This window comes from Bradyrhizobium sp. LB14.3 (assembly GCF_040547985.1).
In the GTDB taxonomy this organism is placed as follows: domain Bacteria; phylum Pseudomonadota; class Alphaproteobacteria; order Rhizobiales; family Xanthobacteraceae; genus Bradyrhizobium.
In genome coordinates this window covers 429780-447229 of record NZ_JBEPQT010000003.1, presented here as the reverse complement: position 1 = coordinate 447229, position 17450 = coordinate 429780, and the positions used below count along the sequence as shown (strand labels likewise).

Annotated in this window: 20 protein-coding genes; 5 read left to right on the top strand and 15 right to left on the bottom strand. The window is 63.7% G+C overall.

Going from position 1 to position 17450, the window contains the following annotated elements:
• Window positions 1-18 precede the first annotated feature (18 nt).
• A complete protein-coding gene (locus tag ABIB00_RS09485) occupies window positions 19-786 on the bottom strand; it encodes an SDR family NAD(P)-dependent oxidoreductase (protein ID WP_354104141.1) in 768 nt (255 codons plus the stop codon).
• A 71-nt stretch (window positions 787-857) separates the two neighbouring features.
• Window positions 858-1556, bottom strand: coding sequence for a histidine phosphatase family protein (locus tag ABIB00_RS09480; RefSeq protein WP_354104140.1), 699 nt, complete (start codon window positions 1554-1556; stop codon window positions 858-860).
• 134 nt (window positions 1557-1690) lie between these two features.
• On the opposite strand from ABIB00_RS09480, the gene ABIB00_RS09475 reads away from it, so the two are divergent.
• The 3 genes from ABIB00_RS09475 (at window position 1691) to ABIB00_RS09465 (ending at window position 5028) form a co-directional block, all read left to right on the top strand.
• Window positions 1691-2476, top strand: a complete 786-nt coding sequence (locus tag ABIB00_RS09475) for an SDR family NAD(P)-dependent oxidoreductase (RefSeq protein WP_354104139.1) — start codon at window positions 1691-1693, stop codon at window positions 2474-2476.
• Window positions 2477-3344: 868 nt separating this feature from the next.
• On the top strand, window positions 3345-4517 hold the full coding sequence (gene argE / locus ABIB00_RS09470) for an acetylornithine deacetylase (RefSeq protein ID WP_354104138.1): 1173 nt from the start codon (window positions 3345-3347) through the stop codon (window positions 4515-4517).
• A 208-nt stretch (window positions 4518-4725) separates the two neighbouring features.
• Entirely contained in the window at window positions 4726-5028 is a 303-nt protein-coding gene (locus ABIB00_RS09465) for a GIY-YIG nuclease family protein (RefSeq protein WP_354104137.1), read from the top strand.
• A gap of 71 nt (window positions 5029-5099) precedes the next feature.
• Here the strand turns inward: ABIB00_RS09465 and ABIB00_RS09460 are convergent, their stop codons facing one another.
• The 3 genes from ABIB00_RS09460 to ABIB00_RS09450 all read right to left on the bottom strand — a co-directional run bounded on the left by ABIB00_RS09460 (window position 5100) and on the right by ABIB00_RS09450 (window position 8308).
• Complete coding sequence (locus ABIB00_RS09460) at window positions 5100-5726, bottom strand: LysE family translocator (protein WP_354104136.1); 627 nt, start codon at window positions 5724-5726, stop codon at window positions 5100-5102.
• Between the two features lie 156 nt (window positions 5727-5882).
• A complete protein-coding gene (locus ABIB00_RS09455; protein WP_247350283.1) occupies window positions 5883-6941 on the bottom strand; it encodes a phosphotransferase family protein in 1059 nt (352 codons plus the stop codon).
• A 131-nt stretch (window positions 6942-7072) separates the two neighbouring features.
• Window positions 7073-8308: an acyl-CoA dehydrogenase family protein gene (locus ABIB00_RS09450; RefSeq protein ID WP_247350285.1), complete on the bottom strand. Its 1236-nt coding sequence runs from the start codon at window positions 8306-8308 to the stop codon at window positions 7073-7075.
• 215 nt (window positions 8309-8523) lie between these two features.
• Here ABIB00_RS09450 and ABIB00_RS09445 point away from each other — a divergent pair, with 215 nt between their 5' ends.
• The gene (locus ABIB00_RS09445; RefSeq protein WP_354104135.1) at window positions 8524-9186 is read left to right on the top strand and encodes a TetR/AcrR family transcriptional regulator; all 663 of its coding nucleotides are present in this window, start codon (window positions 8524-8526) and stop codon (window positions 9184-9186) included.
• Window positions 9187-9190: 4 nt separating this feature from the next.
• On the opposite strand, the gene ABIB00_RS09440 is transcribed toward ABIB00_RS09445, so the two are convergent.
• From ABIB00_RS09440 to ABIB00_RS09405, 8 genes are all read right to left on the bottom strand, one after another.
• Window positions 9191-9583: a RidA family protein gene (locus tag ABIB00_RS09440; RefSeq protein ID WP_354104134.1), complete on the bottom strand. Its 393-nt coding sequence runs from the start codon at window positions 9581-9583 to the stop codon at window positions 9191-9193.
• Window positions 9584-9679: 96 nt separating this feature from the next.
• Window positions 9680-9895 carry a hypothetical protein gene (locus ABIB00_RS09435; protein WP_247350289.1) on the bottom strand — a complete coding sequence of 72 codons (216 nt, stop codon included), beginning with the start codon at window positions 9893-9895 and terminating at the stop codon, window positions 9680-9682.
• A gap of 229 nt (window positions 9896-10124) precedes the next feature.
• Window positions 10125-11354 (bottom strand): CaiB/BaiF CoA transferase family protein, encoded by a 1230-nt coding sequence (locus tag ABIB00_RS09430; protein WP_247350291.1) that lies wholly within the window; start codon window positions 11352-11354, stop codon window positions 10125-10127.
• A gap of 170 nt (window positions 11355-11524) precedes the next feature.
• Entirely contained in the window at window positions 11525-12727 is a 1203-nt protein-coding gene (locus ABIB00_RS09425; RefSeq protein ID WP_354104133.1) for an MFS transporter, read from the bottom strand.
• 120 nt (window positions 12728-12847) lie between these two features.
• Complete coding sequence (locus ABIB00_RS09420) at window positions 12848-13018, bottom strand: hypothetical protein (protein WP_247350294.1); 171 nt, start codon at window positions 13016-13018, stop codon at window positions 12848-12850.
• 36 nt (window positions 13019-13054) lie between these two features.
• Window positions 13055-13258 carry a hypothetical protein gene (locus tag ABIB00_RS09415; protein WP_063682698.1) on the bottom strand — a complete coding sequence of 68 codons (204 nt, stop codon included), beginning with the start codon at window positions 13256-13258 and terminating at the stop codon, window positions 13055-13057.
• 25 nt (window positions 13259-13283) lie between these two features.
• A complete protein-coding gene (locus tag ABIB00_RS09410; RefSeq protein WP_354104132.1) occupies window positions 13284-14618 on the bottom strand; it encodes a PQQ-dependent sugar dehydrogenase in 1335 nt (444 codons plus the stop codon).
• Entirely contained in the window at window positions 14615-15067 is a 453-nt protein-coding gene (locus tag ABIB00_RS09405) for a DUF2231 domain-containing protein (RefSeq protein WP_354104131.1), read from the bottom strand. The genes ABIB00_RS09410 and ABIB00_RS09405 overlap by 4 nt, the downstream gene beginning before the upstream one ends.
• Before the next feature lie 276 nt (window positions 15068-15343).
• Between ABIB00_RS09405 and ABIB00_RS09400 the strand changes: the two genes are divergently transcribed.
• Window positions 15344-16123 carry a Crp/Fnr family transcriptional regulator gene (locus tag ABIB00_RS09400; protein WP_354104130.1) on the top strand — a complete coding sequence of 260 codons (780 nt, stop codon included), beginning with the start codon at window positions 15344-15346 and terminating at the stop codon, window positions 16121-16123.
• A 21-nt stretch (window positions 16124-16144) separates the two neighbouring features.
• Here ABIB00_RS09400 and ABIB00_RS09395 read toward each other — a convergent pair whose 3' ends face one another.
• Window positions 16145-17035: a hypothetical protein gene (locus ABIB00_RS09395; RefSeq protein ID WP_354104129.1), complete on the bottom strand. Its 891-nt coding sequence runs from the start codon at window positions 17033-17035 to the stop codon at window positions 16145-16147.
• Window positions 17036-17073: 38 nt separating this feature from the next.
• A complete protein-coding gene (locus ABIB00_RS09390; RefSeq protein ID WP_354104128.1) occupies window positions 17074-17361 on the bottom strand; it encodes a hypothetical protein in 288 nt (95 codons plus the stop codon).
• Between the last annotated feature and the right edge of the window lie 89 nt (window positions 17362-17450).

Below are 17450 nucleotides of genomic sequence, written 5' to 3'. Positions count from 1 at the left end.
ATGACACCTACTGGGGCCTCAACTGATCGTCGCGCCGCCGTCGATCACCATGGTCTGGCCGGTCATGAAGTCGCCGGCCTTCGATCCCAGGAACACTGCGGCGCCCGCGATCTCGTCGGGGATGCCGATACGGAGCAGCGGCGAACGCGCGGTCGAAGCCTTCAAATTCTCGGGATTGTCCCACAATGCCTTGGCGAAATCGGTCTTGATCAGGCCGGGCGCGATGCAGTTGACGCGGATGTTGTGCGGGCCATATTCGCAGGCCAGATTGCGCGCGAGCTGCATGTCGGCGGCCTTGGAGATCGCGTAGGCGCCGAGGATGGTCGAGCCTTTCAATCCGCCGATCGAGGAGACGATGATGATCGAGCCGTCCTTGCGCTCGATCATCTGCGGCACCACCATCGAGATCAACCAGTTGTTGGCGACGATGTTGTTGTCCAGAATCTTCCTGAACTGATCGTCGGAGATGCCGGCGAGCGGACCGTAATACGGGTTCGACGCAGCGTTGCAGACCAGCACGTCGATCTTGCCGAAGGCGCGGTTGCTCTCGTCGATGAGGTTTTGCAGGTTTTCCTTCGACGAGATGTTGGCGGCGATGGCGACCGCGGTGCCCTTGCCGAATCTGTCGTTGATGGACTTGGCGACCTGGTCGCAGACATCGGCCTTGCGCGAGGAGATCACGACCTTGGCGCCGTGCTCGGCCATGCGCTCGGCGATCGCAAGTCCGATGCCGCGCGTCGAGCCGGTGATGACGGCGACTTTTCCCTTCATGTCGAACAAGGTCATGTTTCTCTCCCAAGAGTTATGATTTGAATTGGCCTGGAGCTTACGCCGCGTCCGCGCGACCGGGCAATTGCTCAGGCGAGCTTCTTGACTTCCGGTCCCGCAAGTTGATGCATCGCCGCATGCGCATCGTCCGCGATCCACGGCTGCTGGTTCACCATCGGCAGCCGCCAGACATTGCGCTCGGGGCTTGCGAAATGATCGAGCCGCGTCACCGAGCAATTGTCGATATCGAACGCGAGCCCCCGCTCCGGCTGACCGTCGAGCGCCAGACCCAGCGCAGCCTTGATGGTGCCGCCATGCGCGACCGCGATCACGTCCTGCCCGGCCACCTCATTGTTGATCCGCTCGATGGTGCGGCGGGTGCGGTTGTAGAGGTCCATGAAGCTTTCGCCGCCGGGCGCAGGCTCGTTGATGTCGGCAAACCAGCTCGAGCCGACGGGACGGCTGGCGATGAACTCGGCGCGGTTCATGCCCTGCCAGCGGCCGAGGTTTTGTTCGGCGAGGTCCGCTTCCCATTTCATCGCCGCAGGCCTCGGGAAGCCCGCCGCCCAGATCGCTTCGGCGGTCTGGTGCGTGCGCATCAGATTGCTCGAATACCAGACCGCCTTTCGTGGCAGCACCTTGGCAACAGCATTGAAGACGTAAGTATCGCCGGTGTCGCAGGCGAGATCGGACTGACCGTAGATGTTGCCGCCGTCATTGCGCACCGGCGCGTGACGGACCCACCACCAGCGTGTCGTGACCACATTGGGCTTGTCTGCACCTGCCATCGAAACCCTTCCATCCCGTCTGCTGTCGCTGTACGTCAGTAGCGAACGTGTCTCAAGACACTTTACCGTTTGAAATCTTGTTTGAAATTCCGTCGCGCGGCAAGCGTCGCGTGCGAACCAGAGGGAGAAAACGCATGGGCCGTCTGCAAGGCAAATCCGTCATTATCACCGGTGCCGGCAGCGGCATCGGCCGCGCGGCCGCGCTGCTGTTCACCAGGGAAGGCGCCAAGCTGATCGCGGTCGATCGCACCGAGGCGGTGAAGGAGACGGTCGACGAGGTGAAGAAGGCCGGCGGCATCGCGGAAGCCATGGTGGCGGATGCGGGCTCCGAGAAGGACGTCATGGCCGTGATCGACAAGGCGGTGAAGACGCACGGCCGGCTCGACGTAATCTGGGCCAATGCCGGCGTCTCCGGCGGACTCGTCCCGCTCGGCGAGCAGACCGTCGAGCAATGGCAGGAGGTTTTGCGGATCAATCTGATCGGGCCTTTCCTCGCGGTGAAGCATGCGATGCCGCACATGGTGAAGCAGCAGTCCGGCGCGATCGTGCTGACCGCGTCCGTCGCCGGTCTCAAGGCCGGCGCCAGCGGTCATCCCTATGCGGCGAGCAAGGCCGGCGTGATCTCCCTGGTGCAGACCACCGCCTATTCGCTCACCGGCACCGGCGTGCGCATCAACGCAGTGTGCCCGGGCCTGATCGAGACCGGCATGACCAAGCCGATTTTCGACCGCGCCAAGGAGCGCGGCACCGCCGATAAGATCGGCCAGCTCAATCCGCTCAAGCGCCCCGGCCAGCCGCACGAGCTCGCCGCGATGGGATTGTTTTTGGCCAGCGACGAGGCCTCGTATGTCAACGGCCAGGCATTCCCGGTGGACGGCGGGCTGACAGCGTCGATGCCGTATGCGGGGAAACCGGTTTAATAGCAGTGCTTCCGTGTCCCGGACGCGCTGCAGCGTTCTTACGCTGCTGCGCAGAGCCGGGACCCAGGAAACCACACCGTTCACTGTTGCATCGGCCCCGGCTCTGCAGCGCACCGTCGAAGAGGCGCTGCGCTGCGTCCGGGGCACGAGAGCGTTGTTGAATGCCTGACATGGGATCGCATCCTCGCGGCGTGTTTCGCCCGAGCTTTGCTTCGTCGTCTCACCCTCAAATGAAAGAGAGCGCAGGGAAGACCGGGTGCCGGCTGGCACCCGCGGTCCACTGTGCGAAGTTGTCGTAACAAAATTGCACAGCGGCATACAGGTGAAGCCCAACATCCGGCCTTCCCTGCGCAATGGTTGGAACGGCTTATGTCGTGCTCTCCCCGGGGAGCGATGCACTATTGCCCCCGTCGCCCTGCGGATGGCTGATGCGCGCGGTCCGGTCGGACAGCACACATCACCGCAAGACTTGGCGCACAGACCCCGGGCGCCAGGACGACACGATTTGGCCGTACGCCGATCACACCGGTCGTGCGCGCGACGCCTTCGCTCACGGCTCTCCGCCCTGCGAAACCATTCGCGCCGATGTGATCGGCGTCCACCGCCGCCCGGCCCGCGTTCGTGACGATCGCGATACGCCCCTCTTCCTTGGGCCGGGTTGCGGCGATACATACGCCGTTTCCGAATTTCGGTAAAGCGGAATATCTTTGGTGATGCGGGTTGACCGAGCATTTGGGTGTTTTGCCCGACGGGCCACACAACATCTCGTCGCCCGGACGGATTTGTGCTGGTTTGCCCTAACACCCGCGACATTGGTATGGTTCATGCAAGCTGCGTCAGCTTCCCACCTCCTGACAAGAACGTGAAAATGCCAAGCTCAAGACCCGACCGTATCCGAAAATTGCTCGCCGACCTCGTCGGCTTCGACACGATCAGCGATCGCTCCAACCTGCCCCTGATCGCGCATATCGAGAGCTATCTCGCCGCGCTCGGCGTCAAGGGTGAGCGCATCGTCGACGAGACCGGACAGAAGGCCTCGCTGTGGGTCACCATTGGACCCGAGGACCGCCCCGGCCTGGTGCTGTCAGGACATACCGACGTGGTGCCTGTGGTCGGCCAGGACTGGAGCCACGATCCGTTCAAGCTGATCGAGCGCGACGGCAGGCTCTACGGCCGCGGCACCACCGACATGAAGGGTTTCGTCGCGGTGTGCCTCGCCATGGTGCCTGAAATGCTGGAGGTGAAGCTGGCAACGCCGATCCATCTGGCGATCTCCTATGACGAGGAGATCGGCTGCGTCGGCGTGCGGCCGATGCTCGGCCAGATCGCGAAGAAGAAGGTCAGGCCGCTCGGCTGCTTCGTCGGCGAGCCTACCGAGATGAAGGTCATCATCGGACACAAGGGCAAGCACGGCGTGCGCGCGACGTTTCGGGGGCTGGCCCGCCACTCCTCGATCGCGCCCGACGGGGTGAATGCGATCGAATATGCGGCCGAGCTGATCGTCGAAATCCGCCGCCGCGCGGTCACGCTCGCCGCCGTGCGGTCAACGGACAGCCTCTACGATGTTCCGCACTCGACGCTGCTCACCAGCATCGTCCATGGCGGCGCCGCGCTGAACATCGTGCCGGATAGTTGCACGGTGGATTTCGAATGCCGCGGCATCGGCATCACCGAGTCGCGCGAGGTCACGGATGCGATCGTCGCCTGGGCCACGGCCGAACTCGAGCCCGCGATGAAGGCGAGACATCCGGAGTGCGGCATCGATTTCGAGGAGATCCTCGACTATCCCGCGCTCGACACGGCCGCCGACGCCGCCATCGTCACGCTGGCCAAGAGCCTCGCCGGCCGCAACGACCACGCCAAGGTCGCCTTCGGCACCGAGGCGAGCCTGTTCGCCAGCATGGCGGATATCCCATCCGTGGTGATCGGCCCCGGCGGAATCGCGCAGGCGCACACGCCGGACGAATTCGTGGAAATGGCGCAGCTGGAGAAATGCGCGGCGTTCGTGGAGAAGCTCATTGCGCATTGCGCGAAGGGATGATCGGTGACTGCGACTAACTGGGTCCCGGCTCTGCGGAGCAGCGCTACGCGCTGCACCGCGTCCGGGACGCGAGAGCATGCGGAAATACGGTCTCGTGTCCCGGACGCGGTGCGGCACGAAGTGACGCTCCGCAGAGCCGGGACCCAGAGCGCTTGGCCGCGCCCAGAACTCATGCAATTATAAGTCGTGACACCTCAAGGCCGGTTGCATGGCTATGTCCTTCTTCGTTTACATCCTTGCGAGCAAACGAAACGGCACACTCTATGTCGGAGTGACGAACGACCTGGTTCGTCGAGTAAGCGAGCACAAAGCCAAGCTCATACCAGGCTTCACGCGGCAACACGATGTAACTCTGCTCGTCTACTTCGAAACCTTCGAGTCCGTGATCGAGGCACGCTCACGCGAGCATTCGTTGAAGCGTTGGCGACGGGCGTGGAAGCTCAAGCTGATCGAAGAGCTCAATCGGGATTGGCGCGATCTTACGAATGAGTTGAATACCTTGGTGACGTAACTGGGTCCCGGCTCTGCGGAGCAGCACTTCGTGCTGCACCGCGTCCGGGACACGCGAGCGGCGGATACCGCTCAGCGCTCCTGCAACGCCAGCCGCACGCCAATCGCGCAGTAGATGGTCCCGACCACCTTGCCCTGCCATTTCACGACGGCCGGATGGCGGCGTAGCAAATTGCCAAGACGGCCGGCGCCGACGGCGAACACCACCGTGCTGACGAGGCCGAGCAACACGAAGGCAGCGCCGAACAGCGCGAGCTGCAGCGTCGTCGAACCATGCTCGGGACGGACGAACTGCGGCAGGAACGCGAGGAAGAACAGCGCGGTCTTCGGATTAAGCACCTCGGTCAGCACGGCCTGCCGGAATGCTCGCGCTGCGCTGATCGCGGGCGCGCCGCCATTCACCTCGAGCGGCGCCTTGTCGAGAATGGCACGAATGCCGAGATAGATCAGGAAGCCTGCGCCCGCGTATTTGACGACGCTGAACAGGAGGGCCGAAGTTGCGATGATCGCAGAGAGGCCGACGATCGCCATGGTGGTGTGGACCACGTCACCGGCCGCAATTCCCGCGCCCGTCGCGATGCCGACCCTGGTTCCCGAGCTCGCCGCGCGCGCCATGGTGAGGAGTGTCGCCGGACCGGGAATGAAGACGAAGCCGAGGACGATGAGGATGTAGGTGATGAGCGCGGTGTGGTCGATCATGCGGCCATCTCTCTCGTCATTCTGTCCCGAACGGCTCAATACGACGTGACTGGGTCCCGGCTCTGCGGAGCAGCACTTCGTGCTGCACCGCGCCCGGGACACGAGAGCGGCGATCGAGGTAAAAAGGCGCGGCCGTCAGCCGCGCCTTCGGATTCCTTAAACCGCGCCCGCCTTCTGCGCGTATTCCCACGACGCTTTCGACAGCGGTACGGTGCGCTTGGCTGATTCCAGCGCCTTGGCATTCGCCGCGGTGCCGTCGCGGACGCGGCCGGCGATGCCCTGGGTGATGCCGGCGAGGCGGAACAGATTGTAGGCGAAGTACCAGTTGAGGTCAGGCACCGTCATCTTGGTGACGTTGCAATAGATCTGCGCGGCCTCTTCCACGCTCGGAATGTTGAGCGCCTTGAGGTCGGCGCCCTCAAGACCCGGCATGACCCACTGCATCAGGAGATAGGTGAAGTCGGCCATGGGATCGCCGAGCGTCGACAATTCCCAGTCGAGCACGGCCTGCACGCGCGGTTCCGTCGCGTGGAAAATCATGTTGTCGAGGCGATAGTCGCCGTGGACGATCGAGATCCGCGCCTGCTCCGGCACGGTTTTCGGCAACCATTCCGCGACCTTCTCGAACTCCGGAATGGTCTGGGTCTCGGACGCCCGATACTGCTTGGTCCAGCGGTCGATCTGGCGCGCGAAATAATTGCCGGGCTTGCCGAACTCGCCAAGACCGATCGCGACGGGATCGTACATGTGCAGCTTCGCCAGCGTCTCGATCTTGCTGGTGAAGATTTTTCGGCGGTCCTCCGGCGTCTGGCTCGGCAACGCCGGATCCCAGAACACCCGGCCGTCTTCCATCGACATGATGTAGAAGGCCGAACCGATGATGCTGTCGTCCTGGCACAGCGCATAGGCCTTCGCGACCGGAAAGCCCTGCTTTCCAAGCGCTGCGATCACCCGATATTCGCGATCGACCGCATGCGCCGACGGCAACAATTTGCCGAACGGCTTTCGGCGCATCACGTAGGAGCGGTTCGGCGTGTCAAGCCGGTAGGTCGGGTTGGACTGGCCGCCCTTGAACTGGAGCACGACCAGCGGTCCCTCATAACCCTCGACGTTGTCGCGCAACCAGGCCTCGAGCCGCATCTCGTCGATACGATGCCGCTCCTCGACAGGCTTGGTGCCCGAGAACTCTTCGTCTTTCCTGACGCCGTCAGCCACGATGACGCTCCCTCTTCAGTCCAAGCATGATCCTAATCGGTAACCGCTCTTGCACTTGCGTCAAGCGGTTATCCAACAAGGATCATGCCCTGTCGTTTCTTCAAGTCGGGAGCGCGCTTCCGCCCTCCCTCTTAATGACTGGAAGAGTTTGCATACTTCCGAACTTCAAGCCTGGCAATGGCGCGATTGTGCACCTCGTCCGGGCCGTCGGCGAGACGGAGCGTGCGGATGTGGGCGTAGTCCTTGGCAAGGCCCGCTTCGTCGGACACGCCTGCGCCGCCAAACGCCTGGATGGCCTCGTCGATGATCTTCAGCGCCATGTTGGGGGCTGCGACCTTGATCATGGCGATCTCGGCCTGCGCGGTCTTGTTGCCGACCTTGTCCATCATGTCGGAGGCCTTGAGGCATAGCAGCCGCGTCATCTCGATATTGGTGCGGGCTTCGCCGATGCGCTGCTCCCACACCGAATGCTCGACGATCCGCTTGCCGAAGGCGGTGCGCGAGGTGAGCCGCTTTACCATTTTCTCCAGCGCCTCCTCGGCCTTGCCGATGGTGCGCATGCAGTGATGGATACGGCCGGGACCGAGGCGGCCCTGCGCGATCTCGAAGCCGCGGCCTTCGCCGAGCAGGATGTTTTCCTTCGGCACCCGCACGTTCTCGAGCAGCACCTGGGCGTGGCCATGCGGCGCGTCGTCGAAGCCGAACACGGGCAGCATCTTCTCGACCTTGATGCCGGGGGTGTCGAGCGGAACCAGGATCTGAGACTGCTGCTGGTGCTTGGCCGCCTTGAAATCGGTCTTGCCCATCAGGATCGCGATCTTGCAGCGGGGATCGCCGACGCCGGACGACCACCATTTACGGCCGTTGATGACGTAGTGGTCGCCGTCGCGCACGATGCTGGTCTCGATGTTGGTGGCATCGGACGAGGCCACGGCCGGCTCCGTCATCAGGAAGGCGGAGCGGATTTCGCCGTCCATCAGCGGGCGCAGCCATTTACGCTTCTGCTCCTTGGAGCCGTAGCGCATGAACACTTCCATGTTGCCGGTGTCCGGCGCGGAACAATTGAAGACTTCCGAAGCCCAGGTGATGCGGCCCATCTCTTCCGACAGCAGCGCGTATTCGAGATTGGTCAGTCCCGCGCCGCGGAATTCGTCGTCCTCATGCTCGTTCGGCGGCATGAACATGTTCCAGAGGCCTTCGGCCTTCGCCTTCTTCTTGAGGTCTTCGAGCACCGGGATGACCTTCCAACGCTCGCCGCTGTGATCCTGCTCGTTGTAGACAGGCACCGCCGGGCGCACGTGCTTGGCCATGAAGGACCGCACGCGGTCGAGCCATTCCTTCTGCTTCGGCGACAGATCGAAATCCATGGGGACGCTCCTCGTTGTCTCTTTGCGAACTTGATTTGCGCCGGACTGTCCTCCCGCACCGTGCGACCTGCAAGCGCCAATGCGCGGCTTGCGGATGCTTCGGAACCGGTTCGCGCGTTTGCGAACGAGTCCCGATTGCGGATTGACTTTTCCGGCCTTCAAACGATAGTTTCATACAAGTGTTTGAATTGCAACTCCCTCCCCGAGGGGCACCCATGGCCAGTGATCATACCCGGACTGCCATTCTCGCCGCCGCCGAACGGCTCTATGCCGATCGCGGGTTCGGCGACGTGACGCTGCGCGACATCGTCGCGGAGGCCAGTGTCAATCTCGCGGCGGTGAACTATCATTTCGGTTCGAAGGACGAGTTGATCGCGGAGCTGTTCGTGACACGCTCGATCGCCACCAACCGCGAGCGCTTGCGCGAATTGAAGGCGGCGGAAGAACAAGGCGGCGGCCGCGCGTCGATCGAGGTGATCCTGCATGCCTTGGTCGGCCCGACGCTGCGCGGCTGCCTCGGCCCGGAGAACCAGCGCTCCACCGCGGCGCGCTTCATGATCCGCGCCTCGATCGAATCCGTGCCGCCGATCCGCCGCATCAAGAACCGCGAGATCGACCATTTGCGGAAATTCGCCGGCGCGATGCGCCGCGCCCTGCCCGACCGCAGCGACGTCGATATCTATTGGGGCTTGAATTTCGCGCTCGCCATGGCGCACCACACCATCCGCGAGAGCGAGCGGTTGACCAAGCTCTCGGAAGGCAAATGCGACCTGGACGACGTCGAGGACGTCGTCGCGCGCGTCGTCAGCGTGGCGACGATGGCGCTGACGGCGGGACGGACGGAGGCGAAGGCGCCGTCCAAGGTGGCGGCACGCTGAAACCTCACATCATCGCGATGCAGTCGATCTCGACGTCGAAGGGGCCAAACCATTCCGGCGTGCAGACAAAGATCCGCGCCGGCGGATCTTGCGGGAAATAGCGCGCATAGACGGCGTTGAACGCCGCGAAGTGTTTTGTCGAGGTGCAGTAGACGTTGCACTTCATGACGTTGTCCAGGCTCGCGCCCGCCGTCCGAAGGCACAGCTTCATCTGCTCCATGACGAGCTCGCTCTGCCGTTCGATCGGCACTTCCGCGATCTCGCCCGTCTCGGGCTCGAACGGCGGCAGGCCGGCGACGAAGATCATGTTGCCGGCGCGCGTGACCGGCGAGGTCGGCGCCTTCCAGCGATCGAGAAAGGCCGAGATCGGTTCGACGCGGAGCGCTTCGCGTTTCATGGGCGGCCACCTTCCGTTCAAGCGAGATGACGGCTTGCTACATCATCCTGCAGCCGCCATGCTTCGCTTCCGATCGAAGTTTGCTCGCCGAACCGCCTAGGCGTGCTGCGGCATCTCCTCGGCCTCTTCCTTGGCGAGCAGCAGCAGCATCTCGATGCCCATTTCGCCTTCCTGCGGCGAGCGAATGAACTTTATTTCGTCGGCGCTTTGCCGCAGCGCGGCAACGATCGCGACGGCCTGGTTTGCCGTGGCCGCCTCGGTCGCCAGAATGGCCTTCTGGTCCTTGGCCTGAAACCCGATCGTGTAGGACATCGTTCCCTCCCGGACTGAGTGGAAGGATCGAATCTGAGTCGCGCGCGGAACGGAAGCCTGTGTGAGTACGGACCGGGATTATCTGGGGATTGCCCGCAAGCCTCAGGCAAGCCCGAGCATCGCGCGCGCCTCGTTTGGCGGTCGCGACGCTCGCCCCCAGGCTCTTCAGGATGCCGGCGGCATGCGCGACGTTCCGCGAGCGCCGGCCCTCTTCCCTTCTCCCAAAAGCTCAGATGATACCCTGCTGCTTCAGCGTCTCGATCTTGTCCGCATCATAGCCGAGCTTGCCGCCGAGCACCTCCTGGGTGTGCTCCCCTAATAGCGGCGGGGCGCGGTAGGTCTCGATCGGGGTTTCCGAGAGCGTCAGCGCGTTGCGGATCAGCGAGAGATCCGGCTCGAAGGGATGGTCGACCTTCACCCGCATGCCGCGCGACTGGACGTGGGGATCGGAAAACACCTGCTCGAAATTGTTGATCGGACCTGACGGCACGCCGGCCTCCTCCAGCTTGTCCAGCCAGTAGGCCACCGGCTGCTTCAGGAACAGGCCGGCGAAGATCGCCATGATTTCCTTGCCGTGCACGACGCGGTCGTTGTTCTTGACAAAGCGCTTGTCGCTCGCGAGTTCGGGCTCACCGAGCACGGCGCAGGTGCGCTGGAACTGGCCGTCATTGCCGACCACCAGCATCAGTTCCCCGTCGGTGCAGCGGAACACGCCGGCCGGCATGCCGCCATTGCCCCAGGTGCCGCGGCGCGGCGGGGTCTTGCCGTTGACGAGGTAGATCTGCAGCCAGTGCGACAACGATGCAATGACGGTGTCGAACAGGCAGACGTCGATATGCTGTCCCACGCCATCATTGGCGTCGCGATGGTACAGCGCCGAGAGAATCCCGATCGATGTGTTCATGCCGGTCATGTAGTCGACGATCGACGGGCCGACCTTCATCGGGCCCTCGCCGGGCTCGCCGTCGATATGGCCGGTGACGCTCATCAGGCCGCCCATCGCCTGCAGGATGGCGTCATAGCCGGCGCGCGGCGCGTAAGGCCCCGTCTGGCCGAAGCCGGTCACCGAGCAATAGATGATGCCGGGGTTGATCGCCTTGATCGTCTCGTAGTCGAGGCCGTAGCGCTTGAGATCGCCGACCTTGTAGTTCTCCATGAAGACGTCGACGTCCTTGGCGAGCTCGCGGATGATCGCCTGCCCCTCGGGCTTGGCGATGTTGACCGTGACCGACTTCTTGTTGCGGTTGGCGCAGAGATAGAAGGAATTGTTGTTGTTGGCCTTGCCCTCGGGATCGGTCAGGTAAGGCGGCCCGAAGGCGCGCGCGTCGTCGCCGGTGCCCGGCCGCTCGATCTTGATCACCTCCGCGCCGAGATCGCCCAGCATCTGGGCCGACAAGGGTCCGGCAAGCACGCGGGTGAGGTCAAGGATCTTGATGCCTGAAAGCGGCAGGGCCGACATGTCGAAGTCCTCCGGGAACTGGATATTGGCGCGGCGGCGAGGTCGCGGGCCGCGCTTCCTGCGGATACACTATTTTGGCGGTCTGAGCACTGCACTGTGGGCATACGGCCATCCCCCCGCTCGCCCGGCGCAGGTCACCCTCGCAGCGAATTTCCGCAGTGCGAGTATTCTCAGGTCACGGTCGCCGCCACCACCTCCGGCCGCCGTCGGCCGAGCAGGACCAGGATCAGCACCGTTGCGCAGGAGAACACGAAGGTAAGCCCCAGCGCGCCGCGGCTGCCGAACTGGGTGAGCAGGCCGACCAGCAGCGGCGGAGAAAGGGCGGAGGCGAGATTGAGCGGCAGCGCGATCATCGACATCGCCTTGGCGAACTCGGCCTGATCGTAGAACACCAGCGGGATCGTCGCCCGCGCCACCGCCATCGCGCCGCTGCCGGCACCATAGAGCAGGATGAAGACCGCCACCGCCCAGGTCGCGCCCTCGCTCGACATCAGCAGCAGCATGGCGACCGGGAGCGCCGTGCCGGCGACGAGCCCGGTCGTGATTCCGTCCCACCGCCCGCCGCCGAGAAAATCGAGCCCGCGGGCGCTGACCTGGATCACGCCCAGCATCGAGCCGAACAAAAGCGCCTGCGCCGGCGCCAGCCCCTCCGCCCTCAGCAACTCGATCATGATGGCGCCGATGCCGAAATTGACAAAGGCATTGAGCGTGATCGCGGCGACGACGAGACTGAAGGTGCTCCTGGGGATCGCAGGCGGCGGCGAAGACTTCAGCGGTCCACCACCATCTCCGGCAACTTTCCGGCGCGGCGCGAGAACCGCAAAGAGCGGAAGATTGATGACGAGCATCATCGCCGCGTAGACGAGGCACATCGCGCGCCAGCCGAGCTGATCGCTGAGAAACGAGGTGGTCGGCCAGAAGATGCTGCTCGACAGGCCCGTCACCAGCATCAGCGCGCCGATCGCGTTCTTGGCCTGCCGCCCGGCGACCTCGTTCAGCATGATATAGGCGCCGGTCGAAAGCGTGGCGCTGCCGGCGACGCCGAGAACGATCCAGGCGACGAAATAGAGCATCGGCTCGCGCGCGAGGGACAGCAGTATGAAGCCCGGCACGGTGAGGACCGTGCCCGCCACCATCACGTTTCGCGCGCCGTGCCGCGCAAACGACTTGGCCAGCCAGGGCGCGCACAGCCCCATCGACACATACAGAACGGATGTCCCGGCGAACACAGCCGGCAGGCTCATGCCGAGATCGGCCGCGAGAGCGCGCCCGACGATGGCGGGAAGACCTATTGTACCCCACCCAACAAGTTGGGTAACCGCGAGCACCAGCAGGACGCCGATGAGCCTGCTGTCAGATTTCAGAAACCGCATTCCAGTCGTCGCCTGCCCGCCAGACGCAGATCACGCCTGTGACGCCAGTCTTACCCTCGGATGCGACGACCGGGAATGGCGGTTCCGAATGGCACGGCCGCGCCAGCCGCGGGGCAGCCGTCAGGCAGGATGGCCGGGATCGACCTGCTTCGGCGTCTTCTTGTCGCGTTGCGGTGTCATCTTGGCGGGATCCGGTGCATCCGGCACGCCGCGCGGCCCGAGCTGATCGCGCTGAATGTCGTCTTCGGAGCGAGAGGGCTCAATGCCGTTCGGCTCACGGGGCTTGGTCATCGCAGTCTCCTGAAGTGCTCTGCTCGGAGTGACCCGTCAAATGCCGAGCGCGTTCTCGCCGGCTTCGCGGCCAGGCACGCTGACATGGACCTCGTGTCCCTCGCGAAGCGCCAGGGATGCCGCGGCGACCGCCGATTCGAACGCGGCTTCCTTGGTAGCGTATCTACTCTTGACGTCGCCGTCGTGCAGCACACCCCATTCGTCCTGCACTGGCACGATGGCGTATTGAGCAAGGCCCATTGTCCAACTCCTCCCGTTCTCAGGTCTATCTTTGCGTGACCTGGGGATGCACAGCGGTCACACGCCACACAATGTTGCCGCTGTCGTCGGCGACCAGCAGCGCGCCGGTCTTGTCGATGGCGACGCCGACGGGCCGCCCGCGCGCGTGATTGTCGTTGTTGAGGAAGCCGGTGACGACGTCCTGCGGCGGGCCACTCGGCTTGCCATCCGTGAACGGCACGAACACCACCTTGTAGCCGTTCAAGACCTGCCTGTTCCAACTGCCATGCTCGCTGACGAAGGCGCCGCCGCGGTAGGCGGCCGGCAGACTCTCGCTTGTGTTGAAGACCATTCCGAGCGGCGCAACATGCGAGCTCAACGCGTAGTCAGGCACGATCGCCTTGGCGACGAGGTCGGGCCGCTGCGGCTTGACGCGGGGATCGACGTGCTGGCCGTAATAGCTGTAGGGCCAGCCGTAGAAGCCGCCGTCCTTCACCGATGTCATGTAGTCGGGCACGAGATCGGGACCGAGTTCGTCCCGCTCGTTCACCACCGTCCAAAGCGCGCCGGTCTGCGGCTCGAAGCTGAGGCCGTTGGGATTGCGCAGGCCGCTCGCGAAGATGCGCCAACGGCCGCTGGCACGATCGACCTCGAGGATGTTGGCGCGATTGTGCTCGGCCTCCATGCCGTTCTCGGTGATGTTGCTGTTGGAGCCGACGCCGGCATAGAGCTTTGAACCGTCGGGGCTCGCGACCAGGCTCTTGGTCCAGTGATGATCGATCGGTCCGCCCGGCAGCGGCGTCAGCACCGTGCCCGGGGCGGTGATCTTCGTATCACCCTCCGTGTAGGGATATCTGACGATCGCATCGGTGTTGGCGACGTAGAGGTCGTTGCCAACCAGCGCGACGCCGAACGGCGAATTGAGATGGTCGAGGAAGACGCTTTGCGTGTCCGGCACGCCGTCGCCGTTGCTGTCGCGCAGCAGCGTGATGCGGTTGCTCTCGCCGGTGTCGCCGCCTGATGTCGCCCAGGACTCGATGTATCCCATCACGATTTCCTTGGGCCGCTTGATCGGGGCCGCCTTCGGCGCCTTGGATTCCACCACCAGCACGTCGCCGTTGGGAAGCACGTAAAGGAATCGCGGATGCTGCAGGCCCGTCGCAAAGGCCTTGGCCTGCAAGCCCTGCGCAACGGCCGGCGTCTCGTCCTTCTTCCAGCCGACAATGCGGGCGATGTGCATCGGCGGCAGCAGGTATTGCTGGATGTCGGGAAGCGTCGGGTTGGCGCCGGTTTGCGCCTTCGGATCGCCACTACCGTCATTGCAGGCGGCGAGGCATAGCAGCGAGGAGCACAACAGGGCGCGAGCGATCGAGGATTTCATCGCGCAACTCCCACGCGGTGGCGATAGACCATGGCCCAGCCAAGCCAGCCGGTGACGGGCAGGATCAGCACGGTAATCGCCGAAAGCAAGAGCCCCGTCGGCCACACCGATGTCCAGGCATCACGCGTGTGGATCAGGGCGTTGACGGTGGCCAGGATCAGCGCCACCGCGTTGCCGATCAGGTGCGGCCAGGCCGGCGGCTGCGCCCGCACCAGGCGGTTGCCGAGGAAATCGGTCAGACCGGCGATTGCCGCCAGCACGCCGAAGATGACGCCGACGACCAGAAGCCAGGCCGAAAAATCCGCCCACATGATCTCGGCACTGACGACATAGGCGATGTCGGTCAGCAGCGCCCCGATGAAGCAAACGATCGGTATCGGCACCAGCATCGGATGAATCGGATGGCCCGCGATTTGCGCGGTGGTGTGCACGCGCACGTTGTCTTGCACGGTTGGCCTCGCTTGCACGGTTGGCCTCGTATGACTTTCGCCCTGCCCGACGGCCAACTCGTCCTTGGGGTGAAGGTTCCTACGCTTGTCTCTGGCCTTGCGCCGTCACCGGTGCGCTGGCCTGATCCGCCGCGCGCCGATGCCGAGGGCACTCGGGCGGACTGCATTCCTTCGGAATTTGGCTCGCAACACGGAGCCGACGTATCAAAGTTTAATGCGTTCTACCCTTCTCTTCGACCAGATTAGGAGACGGGTTTTGGGGCTATCGGACCACCAATGCAGGCAGGATTTGCGTTCTCCAAGCTCGCCGACCGGCTGGCGAGCCTCGCTCCAGTAACTGCCGACGATCTCCACCTGCTCGCGGACATGGCAAGCACAATTGCCCATCTAGGTTCGCGTCAGACCGTTCTGCGGCATGGCGACGATGCCACCCAGTGCTGTCTGCTGCTCCAGGGATATCTGTCCTGGCAGGACGCAGAGAGCGCGGACGGGCAGATCACGTCAATCCATGTTCCCGGTGACATCGCCAATCTACACACGCTTCATCGCCCTCGCGTTGACGGCAACCTGATCGCGCTCGGCCCGGCCATCGTCGCTCTCGTGCCACATCGCTTCTTTCACGATCTGTCCGCGCGTTCGCCCGCTATGTCCCGCGCATTGCTGCTGATGCTGCTCACCGATCACGCCATTCAGCGCAACTGGACAGTGAACCTGGGTAGCCGCGATGCATTGACGCGCGTGGCGCATCTGCTGTGCGAGATCACCGCGCGCCTGCAAAGCGTCGGCCTTGCCAGAGATTTCAGACTGCCATCACCCTTCACCCAATCGGACCTTGCCGCAGCGTGCAGCATCTCCCCTGTCCACGCCAATCGCACCATTCAGGAACTGCGACGATGCAACCTTCTGCAATGGCAGGGTAAGACGGTCATGATCACGGACTGGCCGGCACTCGTGCGGCTCGCAAGTTTCGATCCGACTTATCTGGGGATTCGACCCAGCCATGAGGATGCGTCGTCGCAGCTCAAGCCGCTTACGGCGGAGGTTGCGCTCGTTTGAGCCTTTTCAGACGACGCGTTGTCAAACGACGCCTTGAACACCTCGGGAGCGCGCAACCAATGCCTTGCGTGCTTCTGCAAGGACCAAATCCCAATCGCCCGGGGTCCTCTGATGAAACAATCGCAGGCTGGGATACCAGAAGGAGTGAGATCCAGCTGACGGCCAGCGCCAGTCGCAATCCGCATGCAACATCACCCACGCGTCACGTCCGAGCGCCCCCGCAAGGTGGGCTACCATGGTGTCGACGCAAATGAGGAGATCGAGCCGCCGGAGGTGATGACCGAGAACCGTAACGTCAGGCGTACTGACGTCCCTCGCGCCGATCTCTGCCAGTTCGCACGTCCGGGCTCCGCGCTGCAGCGAGCAGAGCGTTACGCCGGGAACGGCAAGATGCCCCAACAGCGCGGGCGGAACGGTCCTTCGCTTGTCCCAATTGCCGACTTCCCAAACCAGGCCGACGGCAAGACCTCGCTCATGCGGAAGCGTTGGCTCGACCGCCGGTGGCAGTGATATGTAAGGTGCGCGCATTTCGACGTGCTCACGCCTCGCCTTTATGGCATGCGGAACCTCCATAATCTCGATATCGACCTCGAAGTCGACGTCAGGCGCACCGTCGTGGAGCGCAAAGGCACGATCGACGCCAGCCGCTCGCTGGACCAGCGGCAGAAGCTCGCTCTGGCACCAGACCGTGACGCTGCGCGCGATATCGCAAAGCGGTCGCATGAAGCGCAGGAATTGAATGGTGTCGCCAAGCCCATGGTAGCAGCGGACCAGCACATGCTTGCCCGTCAGGTCCTCGCCGCGCCAGATCCGCTGGAGGTGACGCGGCCCGGTGTGCTTTGGTGGATACGCGAGCATCGCCAGATCGCCGTCGTTGATCGCCCAGGCGCGTTCGAAGTCGCCTGCCCGCATCGCCTCCGTCCAACCGCCCGACACTCGCGGTGATCCGATCAACGCCGCACGAATTTGTGAAAGCGGCTCGGTTTACCGTCCTTGGTCTGGTCTTGGTGGAGGAAGGCAATGCCGGCCTCGTCGAATTTGGTGAAGAATTCGTCCCAGCCGATCCGGTCGAGCCCTTCGTCGGGCGGATCGAAATCGATGCGCAGGATGCCGGCGTGTCCGCCCTCCTCCGTAGCCTTGACCGTCGCGGGCTTTCCACCGCGCTCCTCCGCCCATTTCCGGATGACGTCGTGGCTGGTGGTCTGCTGGGCTTCGCTGGTTTGTGATTTGGATGACATGTGACACCTCGATTGCTGACAAGGAGCGAGCGATGGATCGGCCCTCGCGTCAGACTGTTTCGCCGTGAACGCCGGGCGTGAGGATTTGT